This window comes from Amycolatopsis sp. NPDC005961, assembly GCF_040629235.1.
Classification (GTDB): domain Bacteria; phylum Actinomycetota; class Actinomycetes; order Mycobacteriales; family Pseudonocardiaceae; genus Amycolatopsis; species Amycolatopsis camponoti.
In genome coordinates, this window is the sequence record NZ_JBEXVF010000020.1 from 37609 (window position 1) to 60806 (window position 23198).

The 23198-nt window shown below is 70.5% G+C and carries 20 protein-coding genes, 1 tRNA gene and 1 riboswitch; of the genes, 10 read left to right on the forward strand and 11 right to left on the reverse strand.

Annotated features, from left to right (window positions below; genetic code table 11):
• Nucleotides 1-10: 10 nt before the first annotated feature.
• Nucleotides 11-976: an acyl-CoA desaturase gene (locus ABZ342_RS20045; protein ID WP_155540905.1), complete on the reverse strand. Its 966-nt coding sequence runs from the start codon at nucleotides 974-976 to the stop codon at nucleotides 11-13.
• Between the two features lie 208 nt (nucleotides 977-1184).
• On the opposite strand from ABZ342_RS20045, the gene ABZ342_RS20050 reads away from it, so the two are divergent.
• The 5 genes from ABZ342_RS20050 (at nucleotide 1185) to ABZ342_RS20070 (ending at nucleotide 6520) form a co-directional block, all read left to right on the forward strand.
• Nucleotides 1185-1256: transfer RNA gene (locus ABZ342_RS20050), tRNA-Gln, on the forward strand.
• 34 nt (nucleotides 1257-1290) lie between these two features.
• The gene (locus ABZ342_RS20055; protein ID WP_360474911.1) at nucleotides 1291-3045 is read left to right on the forward strand and encodes a GGDEF domain-containing protein; all 1755 of its coding nucleotides are present in this window, start codon (nucleotides 1291-1293) and stop codon (nucleotides 3043-3045) included.
• A gap of 48 nt (nucleotides 3046-3093) precedes the next feature.
• Nucleotides 3094-4566 (forward strand): bifunctional UDP-N-acetylglucosamine diphosphorylase/glucosamine-1-phosphate N-acetyltransferase GlmU, encoded by a 1473-nt coding sequence (glmU, locus tag ABZ342_RS20060; protein ID WP_360474914.1) that lies wholly within the window; start codon nucleotides 3094-3096, stop codon nucleotides 4564-4566.
• On the forward strand, nucleotides 4563-5543 hold the full coding sequence (locus ABZ342_RS20065; protein ID WP_155540902.1) for a ribose-phosphate diphosphokinase: 981 nt from the start codon (nucleotides 4563-4565) through the stop codon (nucleotides 5541-5543). Before glmU ends, ABZ342_RS20065 begins: the two co-directional genes overlap by 4 nt.
• A gap of 116 nt (nucleotides 5544-5659) precedes the next feature.
• Nucleotides 5660-6520 carry a TIGR03621 family F420-dependent LLM class oxidoreductase gene (locus ABZ342_RS20070; RefSeq protein WP_360474918.1) on the forward strand — a complete coding sequence of 287 codons (861 nt, stop codon included), beginning with the start codon at nucleotides 5660-5662 and terminating at the stop codon, nucleotides 6518-6520.
• On the opposite strand, the gene ABZ342_RS20075 is transcribed toward ABZ342_RS20070, so the two are convergent.
• On the reverse strand, nucleotides 6514-7155 hold the full coding sequence (locus ABZ342_RS20075) for an NAD(P)H-binding protein (protein WP_155540900.1): 642 nt from the start codon (nucleotides 7153-7155) through the stop codon (nucleotides 6514-6516). The two genes, ABZ342_RS20070 and ABZ342_RS20075, sit on opposite strands and share 7 nt — an antisense overlap.
• A 98-nt stretch (nucleotides 7156-7253) precedes the next feature.
• Nucleotides 7254-8369, reverse strand: coding sequence for a hypothetical protein (locus tag ABZ342_RS20080; RefSeq protein ID WP_360474922.1), 1116 nt, complete (start codon nucleotides 8367-8369; stop codon nucleotides 7254-7256).
• A 344-nt stretch (nucleotides 8370-8713) separates the two neighbouring features.
• Between ABZ342_RS20080 and ABZ342_RS20085 the strand changes: the two genes are divergently transcribed.
• From ABZ342_RS20085 to ABZ342_RS20100, 4 genes are all read left to right on the forward strand, one after another.
• Nucleotides 8714-9316 carry a 50S ribosomal protein L25/general stress protein Ctc gene (locus ABZ342_RS20085; protein WP_155540899.1) on the forward strand — a complete coding sequence of 201 codons (603 nt, stop codon included), beginning with the start codon at nucleotides 8714-8716 and terminating at the stop codon, nucleotides 9314-9316.
• A gap of 65 nt (nucleotides 9317-9381) precedes the next feature.
• Nucleotides 9382-9975, forward strand: a complete 594-nt coding sequence (pth, locus tag ABZ342_RS20090; protein ID WP_155540898.1) for an aminoacyl-tRNA hydrolase — start codon at nucleotides 9382-9384, stop codon at nucleotides 9973-9975.
• A 21-nt stretch (nucleotides 9976-9996) separates the two neighbouring features.
• Entirely contained in the window at nucleotides 9997-10311 is a 315-nt protein-coding gene (locus ABZ342_RS20095) for a DivIVA domain-containing protein (RefSeq protein ID WP_155540897.1), read from the forward strand.
• Between the two features lie 169 nt (nucleotides 10312-10480).
• A complete protein-coding gene (locus ABZ342_RS20100) occupies nucleotides 10481-10837 on the forward strand; it encodes a DivIVA domain-containing protein (protein WP_155540896.1) in 357 nt (118 codons plus the stop codon).
• A gap of 42 nt (nucleotides 10838-10879) precedes the next feature.
• Here ABZ342_RS20100 and ABZ342_RS20105 read toward each other — a convergent pair whose 3' ends face one another.
• From ABZ342_RS20105 to metG, 8 genes are all read right to left on the reverse strand, one after another.
• Complete coding sequence (locus ABZ342_RS20105) at nucleotides 10880-12568, reverse strand: fatty acyl-AMP ligase (protein WP_360474927.1); 1689 nt, start codon at nucleotides 12566-12568, stop codon at nucleotides 10880-10882.
• A gap of 53 nt (nucleotides 12569-12621) precedes the next feature.
• Nucleotides 12622-14388: an ABC-F family ATP-binding cassette domain-containing protein gene (locus ABZ342_RS20110; RefSeq protein ID WP_360474930.1), complete on the reverse strand. Its 1767-nt coding sequence runs from the start codon at nucleotides 14386-14388 to the stop codon at nucleotides 12622-12624.
• Between the two features lie 46 nt (nucleotides 14389-14434).
• Entirely contained in the window at nucleotides 14435-15397 is a 963-nt protein-coding gene (locus tag ABZ342_RS20115) for a 4-(cytidine 5'-diphospho)-2-C-methyl-D-erythritol kinase (RefSeq protein ID WP_360474933.1), read from the reverse strand.
• A 71-nt stretch (nucleotides 15398-15468) separates the two neighbouring features.
• Complete coding sequence (locus ABZ342_RS20120) at nucleotides 15469-16482, reverse strand: ATP-binding cassette domain-containing protein (RefSeq protein WP_155540892.1); 1014 nt, start codon at nucleotides 16480-16482, stop codon at nucleotides 15469-15471.
• 209 nt (nucleotides 16483-16691) lie between these two features.
• A riboswitch (SAM riboswitch) is annotated at nucleotides 16692-16782 on the reverse strand.
• A 138-nt stretch (nucleotides 16783-16920) separates the two neighbouring features.
• The gene (rsmA, locus tag ABZ342_RS20125) at nucleotides 16921-17757 is read right to left on the reverse strand and encodes a 16S rRNA (adenine(1518)-N(6)/adenine(1519)-N(6))-dimethyltransferase RsmA (protein WP_360474936.1); all 837 of its coding nucleotides are present in this window, start codon (nucleotides 17755-17757) and stop codon (nucleotides 16921-16923) included.
• Between the two features lie 221 nt (nucleotides 17758-17978).
• Complete coding sequence (locus ABZ342_RS20130; protein WP_155540890.1) at nucleotides 17979-19403, reverse strand: resuscitation-promoting factor; 1425 nt, start codon at nucleotides 19401-19403, stop codon at nucleotides 17979-17981.
• Nucleotides 19404-19690: 287 nt separating this feature from the next.
• The gene (locus tag ABZ342_RS20135) at nucleotides 19691-20527 is read right to left on the reverse strand and encodes a TatD family hydrolase (RefSeq protein ID WP_360474939.1); all 837 of its coding nucleotides are present in this window, start codon (nucleotides 20525-20527) and stop codon (nucleotides 19691-19693) included.
• A 9-nt stretch (nucleotides 20528-20536) separates the two neighbouring features.
• Complete coding sequence (gene metG, locus ABZ342_RS20140) at nucleotides 20537-22333, reverse strand: methionine--tRNA ligase (RefSeq protein ID WP_360474942.1); 1797 nt, start codon at nucleotides 22331-22333, stop codon at nucleotides 20537-20539.
• 234 nt (nucleotides 22334-22567) lie between these two features.
• On the opposite strand from metG, the gene ABZ342_RS20145 reads away from it, so the two are divergent.
• On the forward strand, nucleotides 22568-23182 hold the full coding sequence (locus ABZ342_RS20145; RefSeq protein ID WP_360474945.1) for a GH25 family lysozyme: 615 nt from the start codon (nucleotides 22568-22570) through the stop codon (nucleotides 23180-23182).
• Nucleotides 23183-23198 lie beyond the last annotated feature (16 nt).

A 23198-nucleotide genomic window follows, 5' to 3' on the forward strand; every position in this document is an offset into this window, starting at 1 on the left:
GCCTAGTTGACTAGCCCTTTTCCGTCGCGATTCGGGCCAAGCGCTGCGGCGTCGGCCAGCGCACGTCGTGCACCCAGCCGAACTTCTCGAAGATCCAGATCAGCCGCGCGGAAATGTCGATCTGGCCGCGCTTCACGCCGTGGCGCGCGGACGTCGGGTCGGCGTGGTGGAGGTTGTGCCACGACTCGCCGAACGAGAAGATCGCCAGCGGCCAGAAGTTCGCCGACTTGTCGCGCGCGGCGAACGGGCGCTCGCCGATCATGTGGCAGATCGAGTTGACCGACCACGTCACGTGGTGCAGCACGCAGATGCGGACCAGCCCGGCCCAGAAGAACGCGGTGACCGCGCCCCACAGCGACCACGAGATCAATCCGCCCAGCAGGGCCGGCAGCGCCAGGCTGACCAGCGACCACAGCCAGAACAGGTCGTCGACCTTCTTGATGGCCGGGTCCTTGACGAGGTCGGGCGCGAAGCGCTCGGCGTTGGTCTGGTCGCGCTCGAACAGCCAGCCCATGTGCGCGTGCCAGAAGCCCTTGGCGATGGCCCACGGCGAGGTGCCGAACGCCCACGGCGAGTGCGGGTCGCCGTCGCGGTCGGAGAACGCGTGGTGACGGCGGTGGTCGGCGACCCAGGTGATGACCGGGCCCTGCAGCGCGATGCTGCCGGCGATGGCCATGACCACGCGCAGCCACGGCTTGGCCTTGAACGAGCCGTGCGTGAAGTAGCGGTGGTAGGACACCGTGATGCCGAGCCCGCTGATCGCGTAGAACACCACGAAGATGCCGACGTCGACCCAGCTCAGTCCCCAGCCCCACGCGAAGGGCACCGCGACCAGCAGTGCCACCAGCGGCGCGATCACGCCGAAGTAGACCGACAGCTGCACGCCGATGCCTCGCGTGCCTTCAGTAACGGGTTTGGGCCCCTTGGGAGCCGAAGGCTCCCCGGCGGGCTGAGAACGGTCGAGCGTGGCCGTCATACGCTTCACTTCTCCCTATGCGGGCAACCCAATGACGTAGGGTGCCCTAACCTACGATGCCGTAAGTTACGGTACAGGAGGTTTCGGCGACTGGGGAGTGCCGGAAGCCTCACACCCGTACTTCGGAACCGGGGTACCCGGCGGACTGGGCGGTAACGCATCCCCCGCGCGGACGACACCCGATCGTCGCTATCCTGACCAGGATCGATCCGCCGTAGTGTAATCGGCAGCACTTCAGATTTTGGTTCTGACAGTTCAGGTTCGAATCCTGGCGGCGGAGCAGCTCGAGGACCCGAACCCACGACACCGGGAGGTTGGCGCTGACCGACGAGGCGACCGACCCGGGTGCGGCCAGGCGTCCCGCCCTGGCCGAAATGTCCGATGCCTGGCTGGTCGGGCGTGCGCGGGAGCTGATCGCCGCGGTCCAGCGGCAGGACTACACCCAGCAGCTCCAGATCGTCGAGCTGATGGACGAGCTCCTCGACGAGACCCAGCGCCGCGGCGAGCCGACGATGATCGCGCAGCTCCTGCGCGCGTCCGCGATCGCCCGGCTGATCACCAAGGGCCTGGCCGCGGAGGCCGAACCGCGGCTCGACGAGATGCTCGCGCACACCCGGCGCCACGGCCTCGCGCTGCTGCGGGCCGACGCGCACGCGCTGCGCGGCCGGCGGCTGGTGATCGCCGCGCAGGAAGACCCCGCGCTCACCGAGATCGCCCGCGCGCTGGCCATCCTCGACGACTCCGCGATCCCGAACCGGCAGGTCGGCATCCGCCAGTGGAACCGGATGCTGTGGTCGGCGCTGAACGACTGCTGGATCGTGCTCAACCAGCTCGGCGTGTACGAAGCCGCCGAAGAGGTCATCGGCCGCGCCGCCTCCGTGATCCGCGAGAGCGCGAGCCCGCACGAGATCACGCTGCAGCTGATGAACCGGGTCAAGATGCTGCTCGGCTGGGGCCTGCGGCTCGAGCGCATCGACGAGTACGACGAAAGCGCCGAGAAGTTCCGCACCGCCGCTTCCATGGCCGTGGCCGCCGAAGGCCCGTTCACCGAGTCGCTGTTCCCGCGGAAGGCGGGCGTCCCGGCCGTCGACCAGGTCGGCGTCCTCGCCTCGGCGCAGGCGCTGCACAGCCCGAGCGCCGACCAGATCGACCGGCTCCGGGCGCTGCACGAAGGCACCGGCTACCCGGGCGAACGCGAGATCGTCGCGATCGCGCTGGCCCGCTGCCTCGACCAGGCCGGCCGCCGCGAAGACGCTCTCGGCGTGCTGCGGCACGCCCGCGAGTCGCTGACCGACGACACCTCGCAGCCGTCGATGCGGCTGAACATCGCCCGTGAGCTGGCCCGGCTGGACACCAGCCCGGACTACGCGTCCGGCGCCAGCCAGTCGCTGATCGACTACGCCACCCGGCTCGAGTCCGAGATGTGGAGCCTGCGCGAGTCGCAGATCGCCACGCTGAACGCGCGTCGCGAGCACGAACGGCTCTCGGCCGAGCACGGCGCGATCACGCAGCAGGCCCTGCAGGACCCGCTCACCGGCCTGCCGAACCGGCGCGCGCTGGACGAGAAGCTGCGCCAGCTCGCGTCGTCGGCCGACGCGCAGCCGCTCGCCGTCGCGCTCGTCGACCTCGACGGCTTCAAGGGCGTCAACGACAAGGCGTCCCACGCCGAAGGCGACAACGTGCTGCGCGTCGTCGCGAGCACGCTGCGTGACGCGCTGCGCGGCGACGACCTCGTGGCGCGCTACGGCGGCGACGAGTTCATCGTCCTGCTCCCGGGCACGCCGGCGTCCGCGGCGAAGATGGCGCTCGGGCGCGCGGTGAAGTCCGTCGCGGGCCTGCCGCACCACCTTTCGCACGGCGTCACGCTGTCCATCGGGCTCGTTTCGCTGCGGCCGCAGGAGCGTGGCGAGCAGGTCCTCGCACGCGCGGACGCGGCCATGTACCAGGCGAAACGCGGTGGCGGCAACCAGGTGGCGTCGGCGAACTCGATGGCCGCCGACCCGGCTGCCGCGTGGGCGGGCGAAGGCATACCCACCGACCCCGCGTGGGACCCCGAAGAGCCCAGTTAGGATCGTGTCCCGACAGAAGCCATTTTTTGGTAACCGTTGGGAGCGCCGTTGACCGGCCCGCTGAGCACGTTGATCCTCGCCGCGGGTGAGGGCACCCGCATGCGATCCGCGACCCCGAAGGTGTTGCACCCGATCGCCGGGCGGCCCCTCGTGGAACACGCCGTCCGGGCCGCGGCCGGCCTGGACCCGGAGCACCTCGTCGTGGTGACCGGCCACGGCCGCGAGGCGGTCGGCGCCCACCTCGCCGACGTCGGCACGGCCCTCGGGCGCGAGGTCGGCACCGCCGTGCAGGCCGAGCAGAAGGGCACCGGGCACGCCGTGGGCTGCGCGCTCGCGACCCTGCCGGCGGACCTCACCGGCACGGTGATCGTCAGCTACGGCGACGTCCCGCTGCTGGACACCGCGACCCTGGGCGCGCTCCTCGACGAGCACACCGAGGCGAAGAACGCCGTCACCGTGCTCACCGCCGTCGTCGCGAACCCGTCCGGGTACGGCCGGATCGTGCGCGACGCGGCCGGCAAGGTCACCGGGATCGTCGAGCACAAGGACGCGACCCCGGAGCAGGCGGAGATCACCGAGATCAACTCGGGCGTCTACGCCTTCGACGCCGCGGTGCTGCGCGACGGCCTCTCCCGCCTCTCGACGGACAACGCGCAGGGCGAGCTCTACCTCACCGACGTCCTGGGCATCGCGAACGGCGACGGGCTGCACGTCGGCGCGCTCGTCGTCGACGACCCGTGGCTGACCGAGGGCGTCAACGACCGCGTCCAGCTGTCGGTGCTCGGCGCCGAGCTCAACCGCCGGATCGTGCAGCGCTGGCAGCGGGAGGGCGTCACGGTCGTCGACCCGGCCACTACCTGGATCGACGCGGGCGTGACGCTGTCGCGGGACGTCGTCATCGAGCCCGGCGTCCAGCTCAAGGGCACGACGTCGGTCGGCGAGGGCACGATCCTCGGGCCGGACAGCACCCTGACGAACATGGTCATCGGCGCCGGCGCCTCCGTCGTGCGCGTGCACGGCTCGGACTCGGAACTGGGCGACGGCGTCAACGTCGGCCCGTTCACCTACCTGCGGCCGGGCACGAAGCTGGGCGAAAAGGGCAAGCTCGGCGCGTTCGTCGAGACGAAGGCGGCCGACATCGGCGCCGGCACGAAGGTGCCGCACCTGACCTACGTCGGCGACGCCACGATCGGCGAGCACAGCAACATCGGCTGCTCGAGCGTGTTCGTGAACTACGACGGCGTGAACAAGCACCGGACCGTTATCGGGTCCTATGTCCGGTTGGGCGCGGACAACACGTTCGTCGCTCCGGTGCAGGTCGGTGACGGCGCTTACAGTGGGGCGGGTGCCGTGATCCGCGAGGACGTCCCCCCGGGCACACTCGCGGTGTCGGCGCCGCCGCAGCGCAACATCGAAGGCTGGGCGATCCGGCGCCGGCCGGGTACGCCCGCGGCGGAGGCGGCCCAGGCCGCCCTCGACGCCGAGTCAGCAGCAGGAACCGACGGGGAGTCGCCAGCATGAGTCCGAAGCAAGGCACGCCGAAGAAGAACCTCATGCTCTTCTCCGGACGCGCACACCGGGAGCTCGCGGAAGAGGTCGCCGAGCACCTCAACGTGACGATCACCCCGCAGACGGCCCACACGTTCGCCAACGGCGAGCTGTTCGTCCGCTTCGAGGAGTCCGTCCGCGGGACCGACGCCTTCGTCATCCAGGCGCACACCACGCCCATCAACGAGTACGTGATGGAGCAGCTGATCATGGTGGACGCGCTCAAGCGGGCGAGCGCGAAGCGGATCACCGTGGTGATGCCGTTCTACCCGTACGCGCGCCAGGACAAGAAGCACAAGGGCCGCGAGCCGATCTCGGCGCGGCTGATCGCGGACCTGTTCAAGACGGCGGGCGCCGACCGGATCATGACGGTCGACCTGCACACCGCGCAGATCCAGGGCTTCTTCGACGGCCCCGTCGACCACCTGATGGCGCAGAGCGTGCTGGCCGACCACATCAAGAAGACCTACGGCGACGCCGACATCACGGTCGTCTCGCCGGACTCGGGCCGCGTGCGGCTGGCCGAGAAGTGGGCGCAGCAGCTGGGTGACCGGCCGATCGCGTTCATCCACAAGACGCGCGACCCGGACAAGCCGAACCAGGCCGTGGCGAACCGCGTGGTCGGCAAGGTCGAGGGCAAGCTCTGCGTCCTGATCGACGACATGATCGACACGGGCGGCACGATCGTGAAGGCCACCGAGGCCCTGATCGACGAGGGCGCGGCGGACGTGGTCATCGCGACGACCCACGGCATCCTGTCCGACCCGGCGACCGAGCGGCTCTCGCAGTGCAAGGCGCGCGAGGTGATCGTGACGAACTCGCTGCCGATCCCGGAGGAGAAGCGCTTCGACGGGCTGACAGTCCTGTCGATCGCCCCGATGCTGGCGGAGGCCATCCAGCAGGTCTTCGAAGACGGCTCGGTCACTTCGCTGTTCGACGGCAACGCCTGACGGTTCTTTCCCGGAAGCCCGCTCTCCCGCGTCGGGAGGGCGGGCTTTCCGCTGCCGTCGTCCGCCGGGCGCGAACTTCGCGCCCGGCGGCGGTTCCCGCCGCTAGCGTCAGCGGCATGGGGAACTTCAAGTTCGGCGTCAGCTTCCGCGAAATCGGCAGCCGGGACGCGTGGATCGCCAAGTGCCGTCGCGCCGAGGAACTCGGCTACGACGTCATCACCGTGCCCGACCACCTCGGCACCGGGCGGTTCGCGCCGTTCCCCGTGCTCGCCATGGCCGCCGCCGTCACCGAACGGCCGCGGCTCGGCACCCTCGTCTCCAACGTGCCCTTCTACAACCTCGCGCTCTTCGCACGCGAAGCCTCCTCGACGGCCGCGCTGCTCGACGGGCGGCTCGACCTCGGCCTCGGTGCCGGGCACATGAAGGCCGAGTTCGACGCCGCCGGCCTCCCCTGGCAGAACGCCGCCAAGCGGATCGCCTACCTCACCGAGAGCCTTTCCTACCTGCGAAAACACTTCGAGGACGAGGGTATCGACCACCCGCGGCTGCTGATCGCGGGCAACAGCGACGGCGTCCTGGAGCTGGCCGCCGAGCACGCGGACGTCGTCGGGTTCGGCGGGCTCCGGCAGCAGCCGGGCAAGCCGCCGGGCACCTTCAAGCTCGACAACGCCGAGGCGATGGACGAGCGCGTCGCGTACTTCCGTTCCCGCACCGGCCGCGACCCCGAATACAACATGCTGGTCCAGCACGTCGAGGTCACCGGCGACCGAGACCGCGCTGCCGCGGCGTGGCACGAGCTGACCGAGCGCGGCGCCGTCGCCCGGGAACTCCTCGACGCGCCCCAGCTCCTGCTGGGCACGGTCGAGGAGATCGCCGGGCAGCTCGAACAGCGGCGCGAACGCTACGGCTTCTCCTACATCACGGTCTTCGAGCCGTTCATCGAAACCTTCGCGCCCGTGCTGAAAGAACTTCAGTAAGCGACGGTGAACCGCGCGCGGCGGTGCTTCGGCTGCTCGATCTCGTCGACGTACGCGGTCGCGAAGTCGTCGCCGCCGATGTGCGACTTGCCGTTCTCGTCGGTCACCAGGACGTCGCCGCCGAGCCGGAACTCACCCTTGCGCTCGCCCGGGGTCCAGGCCCCGAACTCGGCGGCCGGGCTGACGTAGAACCAGTCGAGGTCCTCGGGCTGCTCGCGCAGCAGGCCGAGCACCTCGGCGTGGTTGCCGGCCTCTTCCTTGTACTCGGCCGGGAACTCCGGGGTGTCGAACAGCCGCGGACCGCCTTCGGCGACCAGCAGGCTCGCCGCACCGCCGACGAACGACAGCCGGACGCCGTTCTCCCGCGCGATCCGGGCCAGCGACGGCACCGCGTCGATCAGCTTCCGGCCGTCGATCGCGCGGGCCGGGGTGGCGACCACGATGACGTCCGCGTCCTTGGCGACCCGCGCGACGAACTCCTCGTCGTGCAGGGAGCCCTGGTGCTCGTCGACGCCATCGGGCACCGAGCCGGGGTTGCGCGCGACGCCGACCACCTCGTGCCCGCGCCGCAACGCCTCGGCGCCGATCTTGCCCCCGGCGTACCCCGTCGCTCCGAAAACCACCAGCTTGGCCATGTCATTTCTCCGTTCGTTTCGGCTGTCCGCAGCCGATGCTAGGAACGGAAGTCCACCTACTTCAACGGAAGGAACGCACCCCCGGGTAGGTGTCCAGCTCAGCCGCCCAGGCCCGCGAACTCCGCGGCGACCTTCTGCTTCACCGCGTTGACGTCGAGGGCCGCGCGCACCTCCGCCGTCGCGTTCGGCTTGGACAGCACCTGGTAGCTGGCCGTGCGGTTCGGCAGCTTGAACTTGACCGTGCAGGACATCTTCACCGTCGCGTACGGCTCGGCGTCGGCCGCCGTCGTGCAGGTCTGCGCACCGAGCGAGTCGGCGCTGACCTCGACCGAGAGGTTGATGTGGACGACGCTCTTCCCGCCCGAGGCCGACGAGCCGACCACGCTGGTGGAGACGTCGACGGTCGTCGTGCAGGAGCCGACGAAGTCCTTGCAGTCGAGGGTGTCGTTCGTGACGACGGCGCTGGCCTGCACCAGGCCCTCGAACGGCTGCCCCAGTCCGCCGACGGCGTTGTCGAGATCGGTGTGGAACGTCTTCAGCGCGTCGCCGGCGATCGGGTCGACGCGGAACTCGGCACCGAACTTCGGCCCGGCCTGCGGGTCGAGCAGCGCCGGGGCGAAGCTGACGACCCGGTTCGGCTTGGCCGTGGTGACGCGCAGGACGCTGGGCGCGGCGCCGAGCTGGTAGACCTCGGTGCCGTCCGGCAGCTTCGCCTTGACCGGGTCGCCCAGCCGGTCGAGGCCGGACAGGGCCTTGCGCAGCCCGTCGGCCAGCGCCTGCGGGGCCAACCGGGCCGCGGGGTCGAAGGGCAGCTCGGAGCCGAGCGAGCGCACCCAGCTCGTGCCGAACTGCGTGCCCTCGTCGATGGCGTGCGCCTTCCAGTAGTCGGCGTCGGCCTGCAGGTAGAACTGGCCCGCGGCCGACGTCACCTGGACGACGCGTCCCTCGAGCGGCAGCCCGCCGAACGCGCTGCCGCCGCGGGTGACCCGGAACTGCTGCTCGGCGCCCTTGGTCACCGACTTCAGGGAGAGCGCAGGCGCCTGGCCCAGCGCGGTGAGGGCCGCGTCGACCGCGGCGCGCTGCTCGGCGCGCCGGTCGGCCGTCTGCTGCCCCGCGGCCGAGACCCCGGCGGTGCCGGGGACCGCCACCTGGCAGCCGGCCAGCAGTCCGCCCAGCAGCAGCACCGCCGCCGCCATGGCCCGTCGAGCCCGCATCTTCCGCCCCTTGCTCTGCGCCTGCGTCCGAGCACACCTCGGCCGGTGAAGTCCCGCCACCGGATTTGTGTCGTCACGCACCGGGGTTCAGGAGGGTTCTAGCCTGGCCCGGGCCCCCGCCGCAACCCACCGTGATGAGGTTGGTTTACACTCTTGAGGTTGTCTCGGCGAGGCGGGGCCCTACTCGGGTGCCCGGCGTGATCGACGCGGCGGCTCGAGTAGCCCCGGCTGTCGTGCACGCCTGAAACTCGCCGCCGCAACCGCCTGAACAGAACAACGCAAGCATCCCCGCCGCAGCATGCTGTCTCCCGCACCATGTTCGTGATTTGAAGGAGTGCCACACCGTGTCCGAGGTACGTCTGTCCGTCGAGCCGCGCACCGAGTTCGGCAAGGGCGCCGCGCGTCGCACGCGTCGCGCCGGCAAGATCCCCGCCGTCCTGTACGGCCACGGCTCGGACCCGCGGCACTTCGCGCTGCCGGCCATCGAGTTCGCCCGCGTCGTCCGCGAGAACGGCTCCAACGCCGTCATCACCCTCGCGCTCGAGGGCTCCGACGAGCTCGCGCTGACGAAGACCATCGTCGTGCACCCGCTCAAGAACTACATCGAGCACGTCGACCTGCTGGTCGTGAAGCGCGGCGAGAAGATCGTCGTCGACGTGCCGGTCGTCGTCACGGGCAACCCCGGCCCCGGTGGCCTGGTCAACCAGGACGTCGACACCCTGCAGGTCGAGGTCGAGGCGCTGCACATCCCGGAGCAGTTCGAGGTCTCGATCGAGGGCCTCGAGGTCGGCAGCCAGGTCCTGGCCGGCCAGGTCGAGCTGCCGCAGGGCGCCACCCTGGTCACCGACCCCGAGTCGCTGGTCGTCGCCGTGAACGAGCCGCAGCGTGAAGAGGCCGACGACGACGCCGCCGAAGCGGGCGAAGAGTCGGCCGAAGCCGCCGAATAGCCTCCGCCTTCCTCCCCGCCACCACCCTCAACGGAGGAGCTTCGCTCCGCTGTTACCTTTTTTGCATGACCGAAGACCTGCCCGGGGCCGGCGAGCTGATCCTGCTCGCCGGCCTCGGCAATCCCGGACCCCAGTACGCCGGAAACCGGCACAATGTCGGCTTCATGGTGCTGGACGAGCTCGCCTCCCGGATCGGCGGCAAGTTCAAGACGCACAAGAGCGGCGGCGAGGTGCTCGAAGGCCGGCTGTCCGGCCGCCGGGTCGTGCTGGTGAAGCCGCGCACCTACATGAACCTCTCCGGCGGGCCCGTGGTCGGCGCGGCGCGGTTCTACAAGGTGCCGCCGACCGGCATCGTCGTCGTGCACGACGAGCTGGACGTCGACTTCGGCGCGCTGAAGCTCAAGTTCGGCGGCGGCGACAACGGGCACAACGGACTCCGCTCGATCACGAAGTCGCTCGGCACCCGTGACTACTACCGGGTCCGGTTCGGCATCGGCCGCCCGCCCGGCCGCCAGGACCCGGCGGACTTCGTGCTGAAGGACTTCGGGACGGTCGAGCGCAAGGAGCTCCCGTTCGAGGTGGACCGGTGCGCGGACGCGACCGAAGCCCTGGTCGGAACGGGTCTCGCGGCCGCGCAAAACGCCTTCCATGCAGGCTGACATCGGTGGCAAGGTGAACCCATGACCCCTGACGAAGTCCGGGCGATCGCGTTCGGCAAACCCCGTTTCGGCCGGCGCGGCTACAACGAGGACGAGGTCGACGCCTTCCTCGACCTGATCGCCGATGCGCTCGACGGCCGGAACATCCTGACCGCCGACGACATCCACTACGTCGACTTCACGATCATGCCGGTCGGCATGCGCAGCTACGACCAGGCTCAGGTCGACCTGTTCCTGGACGAGGCGGAGGCGGCGCTCATCGAGCTGCGGAACCCGCGGCCGGCGGTCGAGGAGCGGCGCCCGGAGGGCCCGCGGAAGTGGTTCGGCCGGTCCTGACGAGTGTGAATCCGGCCACACAGCGCTGAGTAGTCCCGGCTCACTCACAGGCGGACGGCGTCCGCCCGTCGGGGTGAGCTTCGAGGTCTGCCCCTTCCGGGGAACCCGTCCGCGGGTTAGGACGGTGTACGGCAGTTCGCACCGCACAACCCCGGAATCGGAGAGTTGCATGTCGTTCACCGCCGAAGACCTCGCCGAGGTCACCTTCGGTAACGCCCCGATCGGCCGCCGTGGCTACGCGAAGCACGAGGTCGACGAGTTCGTCCGGCGCGTCGCCAAGACGCTCGCCGAGGAGGACGACCTGACCGCCGCCGAAGTGCACCACGTCATGTTCGCGAAGCCGCTGATCGGCAAGCGCGGCTACGACGAGCGCGAGGTCGACGAGTTCCTCGACTCGGTGGAAGACCAGCTCGCCGCCCGCACCGGCCACGCACCGGGCCTCCCGGGCGCGCGTACCCCATCGGAAGCCACGACCGAACGCGCGGCCCCGCCGACGATCCACGCGGAACGTCTCCAGCAGCGCTGACCTCTCCGGCGGCGGGTCCCCACGGCCCGCCGCCGGAGTGCGTCAGGCGTCGGCGTTCTTCTTGATCTTGTCGGCGAACTGCTGGGCCGTCGCCGCGCGCTTGACCTTGCCCGACGGGGTCTTCGGCAGGCTCCCCGCCGGCAGCACCACCACCGCGTACGGCCGCATGTCGACGGCGTCGCGCACCCGGGCCGAGACCTGCTTCATCAGGTTCTTCTCGGCCTCGGCGTCGCCCGCCAGCTTCGACTCCACGACCACCGCGAACCGCTCGCGGCGGCTGCCCGCGTCCAGCCGCACCGCCACCGCGTTGCCCGCCCGGACGCCCTCGACCGACGTCGCCGCGCGCTCGATGTCCGTCGGGTACAGGTTGCGGCCGCCCATGATGATGACGTCCTTGCGGCGCCCGCAGATGACGATCTGGCCGTCCACCAGGTACCCGAGGTCGCCGGTGTTCAGCCAGCCGTCGGCGTCCTGGGTGTCGAGCGGGCCCTCCATGGTCAGGTAGCCGGGCGTCACGGCCTCGCCGCGCAGCCGGATCTCGCCGACTTCGCGGTCGCCGAGCGACGCACCCGCGTCGTCGACGATCTCGGCTTCCAGCCCGTCCAGCGGACGGCCGAGCAGCGCGAACGACCGGACGCTGTCGGTGCCGCGCCGCGGGTCGCCCTCGGGGACCGGCACCGCGCGGTTGTCCGCCTCCAGCGCGTCGGCCTCGACGACGTCGAGCGTGAGCCCGGTGAACAGCGGGGCGAACGACACGGCGAGCGTCGCCTCGGCCATGCCGTAGGCCGGGAAAACGCATTCCGCAGGCATCTTGAACCGGGCGCCGGCGTCCACAAAGGTCTGGACGGCGGTCTCGTCGATGGGCTCGGCGCCGTTCAGGGCGATCCGCAGCTTCGAGAGGTCATAGGCGTCGTCCTCGTCGACGCGCGCCATCCGGCGCCCGACGATGGCGTACGCGAAGTTCGGCGCCGCCGTCGTCGTGCCGCCGTACTTGGTGATCAGCTCGGGCCAGATCAACGGCCCGGAAAGGAACTCGACGGGCGTGATCTTGACCAGCTCGACGCCGAAGGTCATCGGCACGGTCAGGAAGCCGACCATCCCCATGTCGTGGAACGTCGGCAGCCAGGACACCATCACGTCGGTGTCGAAGTCGAACTCCGCGCGGTCGACCATGGCCTTGACGTTGGAGTAGAGGTTCCCGTAGGTGATCCGCACGGCCTTGGGGTCGGCGGTCGAGCCGCTGGTGAGCTGCAGGAGCGCGGTGTCGCCCTCGTCCGTGGTGACGACGTCGGCGAGCGGCTCGGCTTCGGTCAGCTCGGTGATGAGCCGGTAGCCGATGCCCTTCTCCTCGAGCACCGGCGCGAGCTGGTCGAAGGGCTCGCCCAGCAGCACGAGGTTCGAGCCGATCATCCCGAGCACGCGCACGGTGTCCTCGGCCCATTCGGCGAGGTCGGTGCGCGGGGTGGGCTGGTGCAGCATGGTGACGCTGCCCCCGGCCAGCCAGACGGCCTGCACGGTCGGCGCGATCAGCACCGGCGCGGCGGCCAGCACCCCGACCGCCGTCCCCTGCTCGAACCCACCCGCGACCAGGCCACCGGCGACCCGCCGGGCCTGTTCGTGCACCTCGGCCCAGGTCCGCCGGACCGGCTCCTTCGGCTCTCCGGTGACCATGCCACGCTGCTGACCCCGGCCCGCCGCGGTGGCGACGAGCGTGTCCACGAACCTGCTCATGGCCAGAGATTACTGTCTCGCTGTCAACATCCGCCGATCAAGGCGGAAACAGCTCACTCCAGCAGCTCGGAGGTCTCCAGCCAGCGGCCCTCGACGTCCGCCACCTCGGCCTGGACGCCCTTCAGCTCGGCGTTGAGCGACATCAGCTTCGCCGGGTCCGTCGCCGCCTCCAGCAAGGCCGCGTGGAGCTTCTCCTCCTTCGCGTGCAGCTGGTCCAGCTTGCGCTCCAGGCGCCCCAGATCCTTCTGTGCCGCGCGCAGGTCCGCCGCCGACTTCTTCGCCTCTGCCTTCGCCGCCGTCGGGGCCGCCGCGGCCGCCGGTTCCTTGGCCAGCGCGCGACGGTTCAAGTACTCCTCGATGCCGCCCGGCAGGTGGGTGATGCGGCCGTCGCCGAAGAGGGCGACGATCGTGTCGCAGACGCGTTCCACCAGGTAGCGGTCGTGCGAGACCACGACCATCGTGCCCGGCCAGCCGTCGAGGAGGTCCTCCAGCTGCTGCAGCGTGTCGATGTCCAGGTCGTTCGTCGGCTCGTCGAGGAGCAGGACGTTCGGCTCGGCCATCAGCAGCCGGCACAGCTGCAGCCGGCGCCGCTCGCCGCCCGACAGGTCGCCGACCGGGGTCCACTGGCGCTCCTGCGGGAAGCCGAGCTTCTCGCCCAGCTGCGACGCCGTCATCTCCTGCTTGCCGAACACCACGCTCCCGGCCACCTGCTCGATCGCCTGTAGCACGCGCAGGTCGCCGGGCAGGTCGTCGAGCTCCTGGCGCAGGTGCGCGAGCGCGACCGTCTTGCCCTCGATCCGGCGTCCGGTCGAGCCTTCGACGTCGCCGCCCAGCAGCTTCAGCAGGGATGTCTTGCCGGAGCCGTTGACCCCGACCAGGCCGATCCGGTCGCCCGGCCCGACCCGCCAGGTGACGTGGTCGAGCAGCGTCCGGTCGCCGACCGTGTACGTCGTGTCTTCCAGCTCCAGCACGGTCTTGCCCAAGCGCCGCTTCGCGAACGCCATCAGCTCGACGGAGTCGCGCGGCGGCGGCACGTCCGCGATCAGCGCCTCGGCCGCGTCGATGCGGTAGCGCGGCTTCGACGAGCGCGCCTGCGGGCCGCGGCGCAGCCACGCCAGCTCCTTGCGCGCCAGGTTCTGCCGCTTCTCCTCGGCCGTCGCGGCCAGCCGCGCCCGCTCGGCGCGCGCGAAGATCCAGTCGGCGTAACCACCTTCGTACTGCTCGACGCGGCCGTTCGCGACCTCCCACGTCAGGCTCGCGACGGTGTCGAGGAACCACCGGTCGTGGGTGACGACCACGACCGCGATCCGCCGGTTCAGCAGGTGGTCGGCGAGCCACTGGACACCTTCGACGTCCAGGTGGTTGGTCGGCTCGTCGAGCACGACGAGGTCGAGCTCGCCGGTCAGCGCGGCGGCCAGGGAGACCCGGCGCCGCTCGCCGCCGGAGAGGTTCGCGGTCGGCGTGTCCAGCCCGATCGCGGTGATGCCCAGGCCGTCCACAATGGACCGGACGCGCGCGTCGGCCGCCCATTCGTGCTCGGCGCCGTAGCGTTCGAGCACGACCTCGCCGACGCTGCTGCCGTCCGGCAGCTCGGTCCGCTGGGTGACCACGGCCATCCGCAGGCCGCCGACGTGGCTCACCCGCCCGGAATCCGGCGCGGCGAGTCCGGAAAGGACTTCCAGGAGGGTGGTCTTGCCGCCGCCGTTGAGACCGACGACACCGATGCGCTGCCCGGCCGCGACGCCCAGTGAGACGCCGTCCAGCAGTGGCTTCACCCCGTAGGACTTGCTCACCGCTTCCAGGTTGACCAGGTTGGCCATCCGCTCAGCCGTTCCTTTCCGAGAAGTATGAATCCACAGTGGACGATCAGGCGTGCACGCGCGGCGGCGCCGGGCGTGGGGCGTCGTCCCCGCCGACCACGCGGGCGCCGGGCACCGGGCCGTGCGCCACCCGGACCGTGCGGCACACCCCCGCGCCCGACAGCTCCGCGGCGACCTCCACCGCCGACCGCGCGTCCTCGCAGAGGAACGCGCACGTCGGGCCGGATCCGGAGACCGTGCCGGCGAGCGCGCCCGCGTTGACGCCCGCCCGCAGCGTCCGGCGCAGTTCGGGCCGCAGCGAAACCGCTGCCGCCTGGAGGTCGTTGCCCAGCAGCAGCGCCAGCTGCCGCGGGTCGCCCGAGGCCAGTGCTTCGACGACCGGGGTGTGCGAGCCGATCCGCGGCGGGTTGCCCGCCGCGCGCAGGCGGTCCAGCTCCTTGAACACCTTCGGCGTCGACAGGCCTTCGGAGTCGAAGGCCAGCACCCAGTGGAACGTGTGCCGCGACAGCACCGGGACGAGCTGCTCGCCCCGGCCGGTGCCCAGCGCCGTGCCGCCGTAGAGGGCGAACGGGACGTCGCTGCCCAGGCCGGCGGCGATCTCGGCCAGCTCGTCGCGCGTGACGTCGAGGTTCCAGAGGCTCGACAGCCCGACCAGGGTCGCCGCGGCGTCGGCGCTGCCGCCCGCCATGCCGCCCGCGACCGGGATGCCCTTGCGCAGCACCACCCGGACGTTCGGCTCTTCGGTGCGGCCGACGTGCGCGGAAAGCGCTTCGACCGCGCGCCAGGCCAGGTTGGTGCCGTCGGTGGGCACCGAGCCTTCGCCCTCGCCGTAGATCTCCAGCCCCGGCTCGTCGGTGACCGCGACGGTCACTTCGTCGGTCAACGACAGAGCCTGGAACACGGTCACCAGCTCGTGGTAACCGTCTTCGCGCAGGTCGTCGACCGCCAGGTGCAGGTTGACCTTGGCCGGGACCCGGACGGTGACTGGGGGCGGAACTACAGCGAGCACCCGACCAGCCTACGTGGCCACGGAAACGCCCCGATGCGACGTGCGCATCGGGGCGTCTTCGGCGTCCAAGGTCAGGCTGCAGCAACACCCTGGGGGCCACGCGCCGTGTGCGTCACGTGGCCGCCGCGCTCGGCGACCCACGCCAGCGCCGCGTCGGCCCGCTCGCCGCGGACGCCGAGGCGGAACCGGCCGACCGGCGTGTCGCCGATCCGGGTCAGGCCGCCGCCGATCGTGGCGAACTCGACGTCGAAGCGGCCCGCGGCCTCGGGCAGCAGCGCGCCGACCGACGCGAAGCCGACCAGCACGACGTCGGCCGAGCGGTCGTAGCGCGCGATCTGGGCGCGGGTGGTCTCGATGGCGGGCAGCAGCGCCTGCGCGGTGCGGCTGGCCGGGTTCGAGACCAGGTCGAGGACGGTGCCGCGCTCGACGACCGTGCCGTCTTCGAGCACCGCGACGTCGTCGCAGACCCGGCGGACCACGCCGGCGTCCGGGGTCGTGACCACGATGGTGGTGCCCAGCTCGGCGCGGGCGCGGTCGAGCACGGTGAGCACCGCGCCGGCCTCCTCCGGGTCGATGCCGGCGGTCGGGTCGTCGGCGAGCAGCACGGCCGGCGCCGCGGCCAGCGCCTTCGCGACCGCGACGCGGCGGAGCTGGCCCTCGGTCAGCTCGCCGGGCCGCTGCGTCGCGCGCTGCGTCAGGCCGACGAGGTCGAGGAGCGAGCCGACCCGGCTGCGGCGCTGCGGGCCGTCGACGCCGAGCTGCTCGAGCGGGGAGGCGATGTTGCCGGCGATCGTGCGCTCGGCGATCAGCTCCGGTTTCGTCGAAACGACGCCGAGCTGACGGCGGATTTCGCGCAGCCGGCGGCCGTCGAGGGTGCCGGTGTTGAGGCCGTCGAGGCGGACGACGCCGCGGTCGGGCCGCTCCTGCAGCGCGATGCAGCGGGCGAGGACGGACTTGCCGGACCCGGCCGGGCCGACCACGCCGAACAGCGAGCCGGCCTGGACCTCGACGCTCACGTCGCGCAGGGCGACGACCGAGTTTCCGTTGGTGGCAAAGGTTTTGGACAGGTTTTCGACGGTGATCACGAAGGCTCCAGAAAACGGGGTGCGCGCACGAAACGGCACCCGGCCGCAGGCGAAGTCCGTCCTATGTGGACGGTGCGTGAAGAAGGGGTGGACCGGCTACGACAAGCTCAGTGGGAGCGTCGACATGCGGTCACGGAGCGGCGGCCTTCGTCGACTACGCGACGCCTGGTCAGGAGCAGGGGGCGAGCTACCCTCTTCATCGGAAACGGCCTCCATCGGTCCTGGCGGTAGCACCTGCCCTGCGGAGGGTGGTTGCTGCGACTTCGGCGAGCCAGGTCTCTCAGTCGCTCGGGATGGACGCTTCCGAGTAAAGCCGATCCCGAGGAGCGAAAGCAAGCCTGTTGGCCCAGATCACACGAGTGGAGGTGTCCGAATCGCGAGATCGCACGTCAAGAGGCGTATTTTCACCGACCGGCGTTGACTTCCACTGTGGACGTGCTAACGCGCGGCGGCGAGCCTCGCGAAGTCGTGCACGTTCAGCTGTTCACCGCGGGTCTTCGGGTCGATCCCGGCGGCCGTGAGCAGCTCCCCGGCCCGCTCGGCCGAGCCCGCCCAGCCGGCGAGCGCGGCGCGGAGCGTCTTCCTGCGCTGTGAGAAAGCGGCGTCCACGAGGCCGAAGAGCCGATCGCGGTCGTCCGACGCCGGAGCGTCACCGCGCTCGAAGGCGACGAGCGCGGAGTCGACGTTCGGCACCGGCCAGAACACCGAACGCGGCACGGCGGCGACCTTGCGCGCCGGGCCGTACCAGGCGAGCTTGACGCTCGGCACGCCGTAGATCCGGCTGCCGGGGCCGGCCGCCATCCGGTCGGCGACCTCGGTCTGGACCATGACGAGGCCGGACGTCAGGGAGGGCACCTCGGCGAGCAGGTGCAGCACGACCGGGACGGCGACGTTGTAGGGCAGGTTGGCGACGAGCGCGGTCGGCTCGCCCAGGTCGTCCTTGCTGACGCGCATCGCGTCGGCTTCGACGACGGTCAGCCGCTCCGCGGCCTCGGGACCCCGCTCGGCGACGGTCTTGGGCAGCCGGTCGGCGAGCTTGGGATCGATCTCGACGGCGACGACGCGCGCGCCGGTGGCGAGCAGCCCGAGGGTGAGCGACCCGAGCCCGGGCCCGACCTCGAGGACGACGTCGTCCGGGCCGACGTTCGCCAGCTCGACGATCCGCCGGACGGTGTTGGGATCGTGCACGAAGTTCTGCCCGAGCTTCTTGGTCGGCCGCACGTCCAGCTCGGCCGCCAGCCCGCGGATCTCGGCAGGTCCCAACAGTTCAACCACCGCACGAGCCTACCCAGGGGGCATCGCACGTGATCGAGCGGTCGACACGCGTGACCAGAAGGTCGACACGCGTGATTGAGCAGTCGACACGGCTAGGCCGGCCGCCCGGGCCGTGTCGACCCTTGAATCACGCGTGTCGACCCTCGAATCACGGGTGTCGACTCTTCGCGCACGCGAAACGGCCCCCACCTCGGCGAGGTGGGGGCCGTTCGAAAAGCGTGTCAGGCCTTCTTGCCGCAGACCGGCCAGGCGCTGTAGCCGCCGCGCGCGTCGCGGACCTTCTCCGCGATCGCGATCTGCTGCTCACGCGAAGCCTGGCTCGGCAGGTTCGCGTACGCGTCGCCGCCGTAGGCGTCCCACGTGCGCTTGTCGAACTGGAGGCCGCCGTAGTAGCCGTTGCCGGTGTTGATGGCCCAGTTGCCGCCCGACTCGCACTGCGCGATGCGGTCCCACGAGGAACCGTCGCCGATCGCCGGCGTCGGGGCCTGCTTGGTGCCGACGTGGATGATCTTCGGCTTCGGCTGGGTGATGACCTGCTCGGAGATGCTCTCGCGGGAGACCTCTTTGCCGTTCTTCTGCGTGACCTTGTAGGTCACCATCTTCTCGCCCGGGGTGCCCGGGTCCTCGACCGAGGTCTTGCCCTTGGCCAGGTCCGGGTCGTCGACCTTCTGCTCGGGCGGGGCGATGTCTTCCTTCTGGACGACCGTCGAGACGCCGGTGCGGCTGATGTGCACCTCGGCGCCGTCGGTCAGCTTGACGTCCAGGCCACCCTCGGCCTGGTCCTCCGGGCCCAGGGTGAGCTTGTACTCGCCCAGGAACTCCTTCGTGGTGACCGCGGTCGTGGTGACCTTCTTCGGCGCGTTGGCGCCGTCGTAGAGCGTGAGGTTCTTGAGGGTCTTGATCTCGACCGTGGCGCCCTGCAGCGGCAGCTCGCCGTCCTTCGGCATCGACATCCACGTGCCGGGCTTGTCCACGCCGGCCATGCCGAGCTGGCCCAGCGCGTCGCCGAGGTGGGTCGCGCGGACCCAGGAGGTGTGCTCCGAGCCGTCGACGATCATCTTCAGCTGGCGGCCGCGCTCGAGCTTGATGACGCCGCCGTCGCCGACCTCCGCCTGGGGGGACGGGGAGAGCGAGTCGTGCGCGCCGACCGACAGGCCCGCGTCCTCCAGCACCTCGCCGACGGTGTCGCCGAACGAGTGCACGGTGGTCTGCTGGCCGTCGACGTCGACGGTGATGCTCTTGTTCATCGCCAGCGCGGCCGCGCCGCCGCCGGCGACGCTGATCATGACGCTGAGGACGGCGCCCTTGAGGAAGCGGCGCTTCCAGACCTTGGAGGTCGCCCGGATGCTCTCGTCCATCGCGGCCTTCTTGGCCTGCGGGGACGCGGTCCGGTCCGCCTCGAACTCGTCCGGGAGGACGATCGGGGGAAGGAAAGTGGTTTCCGCGTTGATGAGGCGGATCAGCTCGTCGACGTCGACGTCGATCTCGGCCATCATCGCGTCGGCGTCGGGGCCGAGCGCGGCGAGGATGTCCTGCTGCGTGATGTTCGGGTCGTCGGAGAAGTCGAGCTGACCGTACGCGGTGTCCTCGAAATAACTGCGTTCGAGGACGGCGGAGCGCGCTCCAGCCTGTCTGCTACCTGTCACCGGGTCGTTCCCTTTCCCAAGACGCCGTTCGGGGCGGCGTCTTTACGTCTGGGCCCGCAGCCGGCGCCATCGTCACGGTTCCGGTCGTACCTACCCGGTTCCGCTTCCCCGACGTGCACTGACGTGACTGTGGGCGTAACAGTCGGCAACTGCATGGTGCAGTACCGACCGGCACGATCACGGGACAGTAACGGGTCCCGCCGGGTTGCGCAAACACCCCCCGGAGTGTCGTGATCCCCGTCACTCCATCAGGTGGACGATCAAGGAACCCTGATGTCGCAGTGCGTTCACCCCGTTGTGACACTGGGGAGTCGGTAGACCCGCTCGGCAGTGGTCCGGACCGATTGGGCGACTTCGTGGACAGCTTCGCCCCTGAGCGCCGCGAGGTGACGGACGGTGTAAGCCGCGCCGAACGGCTCGTTCGGCCGTCCACGGAACGGGTGGGGGGTCAGAAACGGTGCGTCGGTCTCGACGAGGTACTGGTCCGCCGGGCAGAGCCGGGCCGCCTCGTGGAGCCCCTTCGCGTTCTTGAACGTCACCGTGCCGGCGAAGGAAAGGACGTATCCCGCGTCGACGCACTTGCGCGCCATTTCGGCGTCCCCGGAAAAACAATGGAAGATTACGGCATTCGGCGCATTCTCTTCGGCCAGGATGCGCAGCACGTCGTCGTGGGCCTCGCGGTCGTGGATCATCAGCGGCTTGTCCAGCCGCTTGGCGAGGTCGATGTGCCAGCGGAAGGCTTCCTGCTGGGCGTCGTGGGGCGAGTAGTCCCAGTAGTAGTCGAGGCCGGTCTCGCCGACGGCGACCACGCGGTCCTGCGCGGCCAAGCGCTCCACTTCGGACTTCTCGGCCTCGCCGAACTCCTTGGTCCGCGTCGGGTGGATCGCGACGGCGGCCCAGACCCGGCTGTCCCAGGTCGCCGCCTCGGCCGCCCAGCGGGCCGACGCGAGGTCGTCGGCCACCGTGACGACGCGGGCGACACCCGCGCGCTCGGCGCGGTCGACCACGGCCTTCACATCGGCCGCGGTGACCGCACCGCACGCGTCGAGATGGGTGTGCGCGTCCACCACCGACACCGGGAGCCGGTCCGGGACCGGCGGCAGCTCGCGCTTCTCGTCACCCATGCACTACCTCTAGTCCTTCGTGATCGGTGCCCACTCCGGGCCGGTCTCGCCGAGCGCCGGGTCGAGCTTGGTGAACAGCGGCGACGGCTTCTGCAGGGGCTTGCCGACCTCGATCGGCTTCGACTCCCACTTCGCCTGCTCGCCCGCGTAGTCGCCGGTGAGGATCGGGTTGACCCGGCCGTCGATGTCGAGGTCGTCGACCTCCTTGAGCTCCGGCTGCGCGGCCCAGACGCCGGTGCCGCCGAGGGCCTCGTGCACCTTCTGGGCCGAGTGCGGCAGGAACGGCGTCAGCAGCGTGTTGGCGTCGGAGACGACCTGCAGCGCGGTGTGCAGCACCGTGTCGCGCCGCGCGGGGTCGTCCTTGAGCTTCCACGGCTCCTGGTCGGAGATGTACTTGTTCGCCGCGGTGACGACCTTCATCGCCTCGCTCGCCGCCAGCTTGAACCGGGATCGGGCCAGGTGCGCGCCCGCGGTGTCGAAAGCCTTGCGGGACAAGGCCTTCAGGTCCTCATCGGCCGCCGTCGGGGCCTCCGGGCGCGGGATGGCGCCGACGTTCTTGTGCGCCATCGAGATGGACCGGTTGACCAGGTTGCCCCACTCGTTGGCCAGCTCGAAGTTGGTCCGGCGGACGAACTCGTCCCAGGTGAAGTCGGTGTCCTGGGTCTCCGGGCCGGCGACCGAGATGAAGTACCGCAGCGTGTCCGGGCCGAAGTCGCGCAGGAAGTCCTCGACGTAGATCACGCGCCCGCGCGAGGTCGAGAACTTCGAGCCGCTCATGGTGAGGAACTCGCTGGAGACGATCTCGTCGGGCAGGTGCAGCTTGCCGTACTTGCCCGGCTCGCCGCCCTTGTCGCCCTCGCCGTTGTGGCCGAACAGCAGGGCCGGCCAGATCTGGGCGTGGAAGGTGATGTTGTCCTTGCCCATGAAGTAGTACGACCGGGCGTCGGGGTTGTTCCACCACTCCTGCCACGCGTCGGGGTTGCCGGACCGGCGGGCCCACTCGACGCTCGCCGAGAAGTACCCGATCACCGCGTCGAACCAGACGTAGAACCGCTTCAGCGGCTGGTCGCGCCAGCCGTCGAGGGGGATCTTGACGCCCCAGTCGAGGTCGCGGGTGATCGGCCGCGGCCGCATGTCGTCGATCAGGTTCTTGGTGAAGTTGAGGACGTTCGGGCGCCAGTCGGTCTTGGTCGAGAGCCAGTCGCCGAGGGTCTTGGTGAACGCCGGCAGGTCGAGGAAGTAGTGCTCGGTCTCGACGAACTTCGGCGTCTCGCCGTTGATCCGCGACTTCGGGTTGATCAGCTCCGCGGCGTCGAGCTGGTTGCCGCAGTTGTCGCACTGGTCGCCGCGCGCGCCGTCGTACCCGCAGATCGGGCAGGTGCCCTCGACGTAGCGGTCGGGCAGCGTGCGGCCGGTGGACGGGCTGATCGCGCCGCGCGTGGTCTTCGGCACGACGTAGCCGTTGCGGTGCAGCGCCAGGAAGATCTGCTGCGTCACCTCGGCGTGGTTGCCGGTCGTGGTCCGGGTGAACAGGTCGTAGGAGAGGCCGAGGCCCTGCAGGTCGGTGCCGATCTGGCGGGTGTACTTGTCCGCCGTCAGCTGCGGGGTCGAGTTCTCCTTGTCGGCCTGGACCGTGATCGGGGTGCCGTGTTCGTCGGTGCCGGAGACCATGAGCACCCGGTTGCCGGCCATTCGCTGGTAGCGGGAGAAGACGTCGGACGGGACGCCGAATCCGGACACGTGGCCGATGTGGCGGGGGCCGTTGGCGTAGGGCCAGGCCACCGCGGTCAACACAGGGGTGCTCATACCTTATTAGCCTACGGAGGGCGTCACGCGCCTTGTCGGGAGGGAGGCCCGGTGGCCGGCGACCCGCTGGAACAGGCCGTCGGCGCGCCCGCCGTACCCGGCTCTCCGGGGTGCGGCACGGCCCGGTGACCGACGCCGGGCCGAAGAAATGCCTGATCAACCGCGCGTGGGTGACTGCGGGTCCGCTCTCCGCGACGTATGGTGTGCTCTTCATCGACGCGCCGGGGGCGGACTGTGACGGAGCCGGAAGCCGAACTCGGCATCTCGCTGTCCCACCGCGAGCGCGTGTCCGACTGGCAGGCCGTGCGCGGCGCGCAGAACCGGTTCGTCTCGGTGACGATCAGCGAGAACGTCAACTGGAGCAGCTCGGCGTCGGAACGGAACCTCGCGGGCGCGCAGGAAGCCGGGCTGCACGTCGGCGGCCGCCACTACGCGCGGCCGGGCGCGGTGCACGACCAGGCCGACCACTTCGTGCGGACGGCCAGCCGGCTCGGCGCGTTCTCCCCCGGCTCGCTGGCGCCCGCGCTGGAGGTGGCGGCCCCGAGCGTCGACGACCGGTTCATCAAGGCGTGGATCAAGTACGTCCGGCAGGCGGCGCGGATCGAGCGCGTGCTGGTCTACGCCGACTACGACTGCTGGCAGCACCGGCTGCACCCGGACCGCTGGGCCGACTCCGAAGTGGTGCTGTGGCTGATCCGGCACAACGGCATCCCGGGCCGGGCCGGGTGGTTCCACTCGCGGCTCGGCGTGCACCAGCACGCGTGCACGGCGGACGTGCCGGGCGTCGAGGGGCCGGTGGAGCAGAACGCCGTCGTGTACCCGTTCACATTGGGTGACCTGCTGCTCTGACGTGTGGTGGTATGGC

Coding starts and splice junctions, on each gene's coding strand:
- ABZ342_RS20095 (WP_155540897.1), top strand. CDS start 9,997: ATGACCCCTGACGAAGTCCGGGCGATCGCGTTCGGCAAACCCCGTTTC.
- ABZ342_RS20100 (WP_155540896.1), top strand. CDS start 10,481: ATGTCGTTCACCGCCGAAGACCTCGCCGAGGTCACCTTCGGTAACGCC.
- ABZ342_RS20070 (WP_360474918.1), top strand. CDS start 5,660: ATGGGGAACTTCAAGTTCGGCGTCAGCTTCCGCGAAATCGGCAGCCGG.
- ABZ342_RS20075 (WP_155540900.1), bottom strand. CDS start 7,155: ATGGCCAAGCTGGTGGTTTTCGGAGCGACGGGGTACGCCGGGGGCAAG.
- ABZ342_RS20135 (WP_360474939.1), bottom strand. CDS start 20,527: ATGGGTGACGAGAAGCGCGAGCTGCCGCCGGTCCCGGACCGGCTCCCG.
- metG (WP_360474942.1), bottom strand. CDS start 22,333: ATGAGCACCCCTGTGTTGACCGCGGTGGCCTGGCCCTACGCCAACGGC.
- ABZ342_RS20045 (WP_155540905.1), bottom strand. CDS start 976: ATGACGGCCACGCTCGACCGTTCTCAGCCCGCCGGGGAGCCTTCGGCT.
- ABZ342_RS20110 (WP_360474930.1), bottom strand. CDS start 14,388: ATGGCCAACCTGGTCAACCTGGAAGCGGTGAGCAAGTCCTACGGGGTG.
- ABZ342_RS20065 (WP_155540902.1), top strand. CDS start 4,563: ATGAGTCCGAAGCAAGGCACGCCGAAGAAGAACCTCATGCTCTTCTCC.
- pth (WP_155540898.1), top strand. CDS start 9,382: ATGACCGAAGACCTGCCCGGGGCCGGCGAGCTGATCCTGCTCGCCGGC.
- ABZ342_RS20080 (WP_360474922.1), bottom strand. CDS start 8,369: ATGCGGGCTCGACGGGCCATGGCGGCGGCGGTGCTGCTGCTGGGCGGA.
- ABZ342_RS20105 (WP_360474927.1), bottom strand. CDS start 12,568: ATGAGCAGGTTCGTGGACACGCTCGTCGCCACCGCGGCGGGCCGGGGT.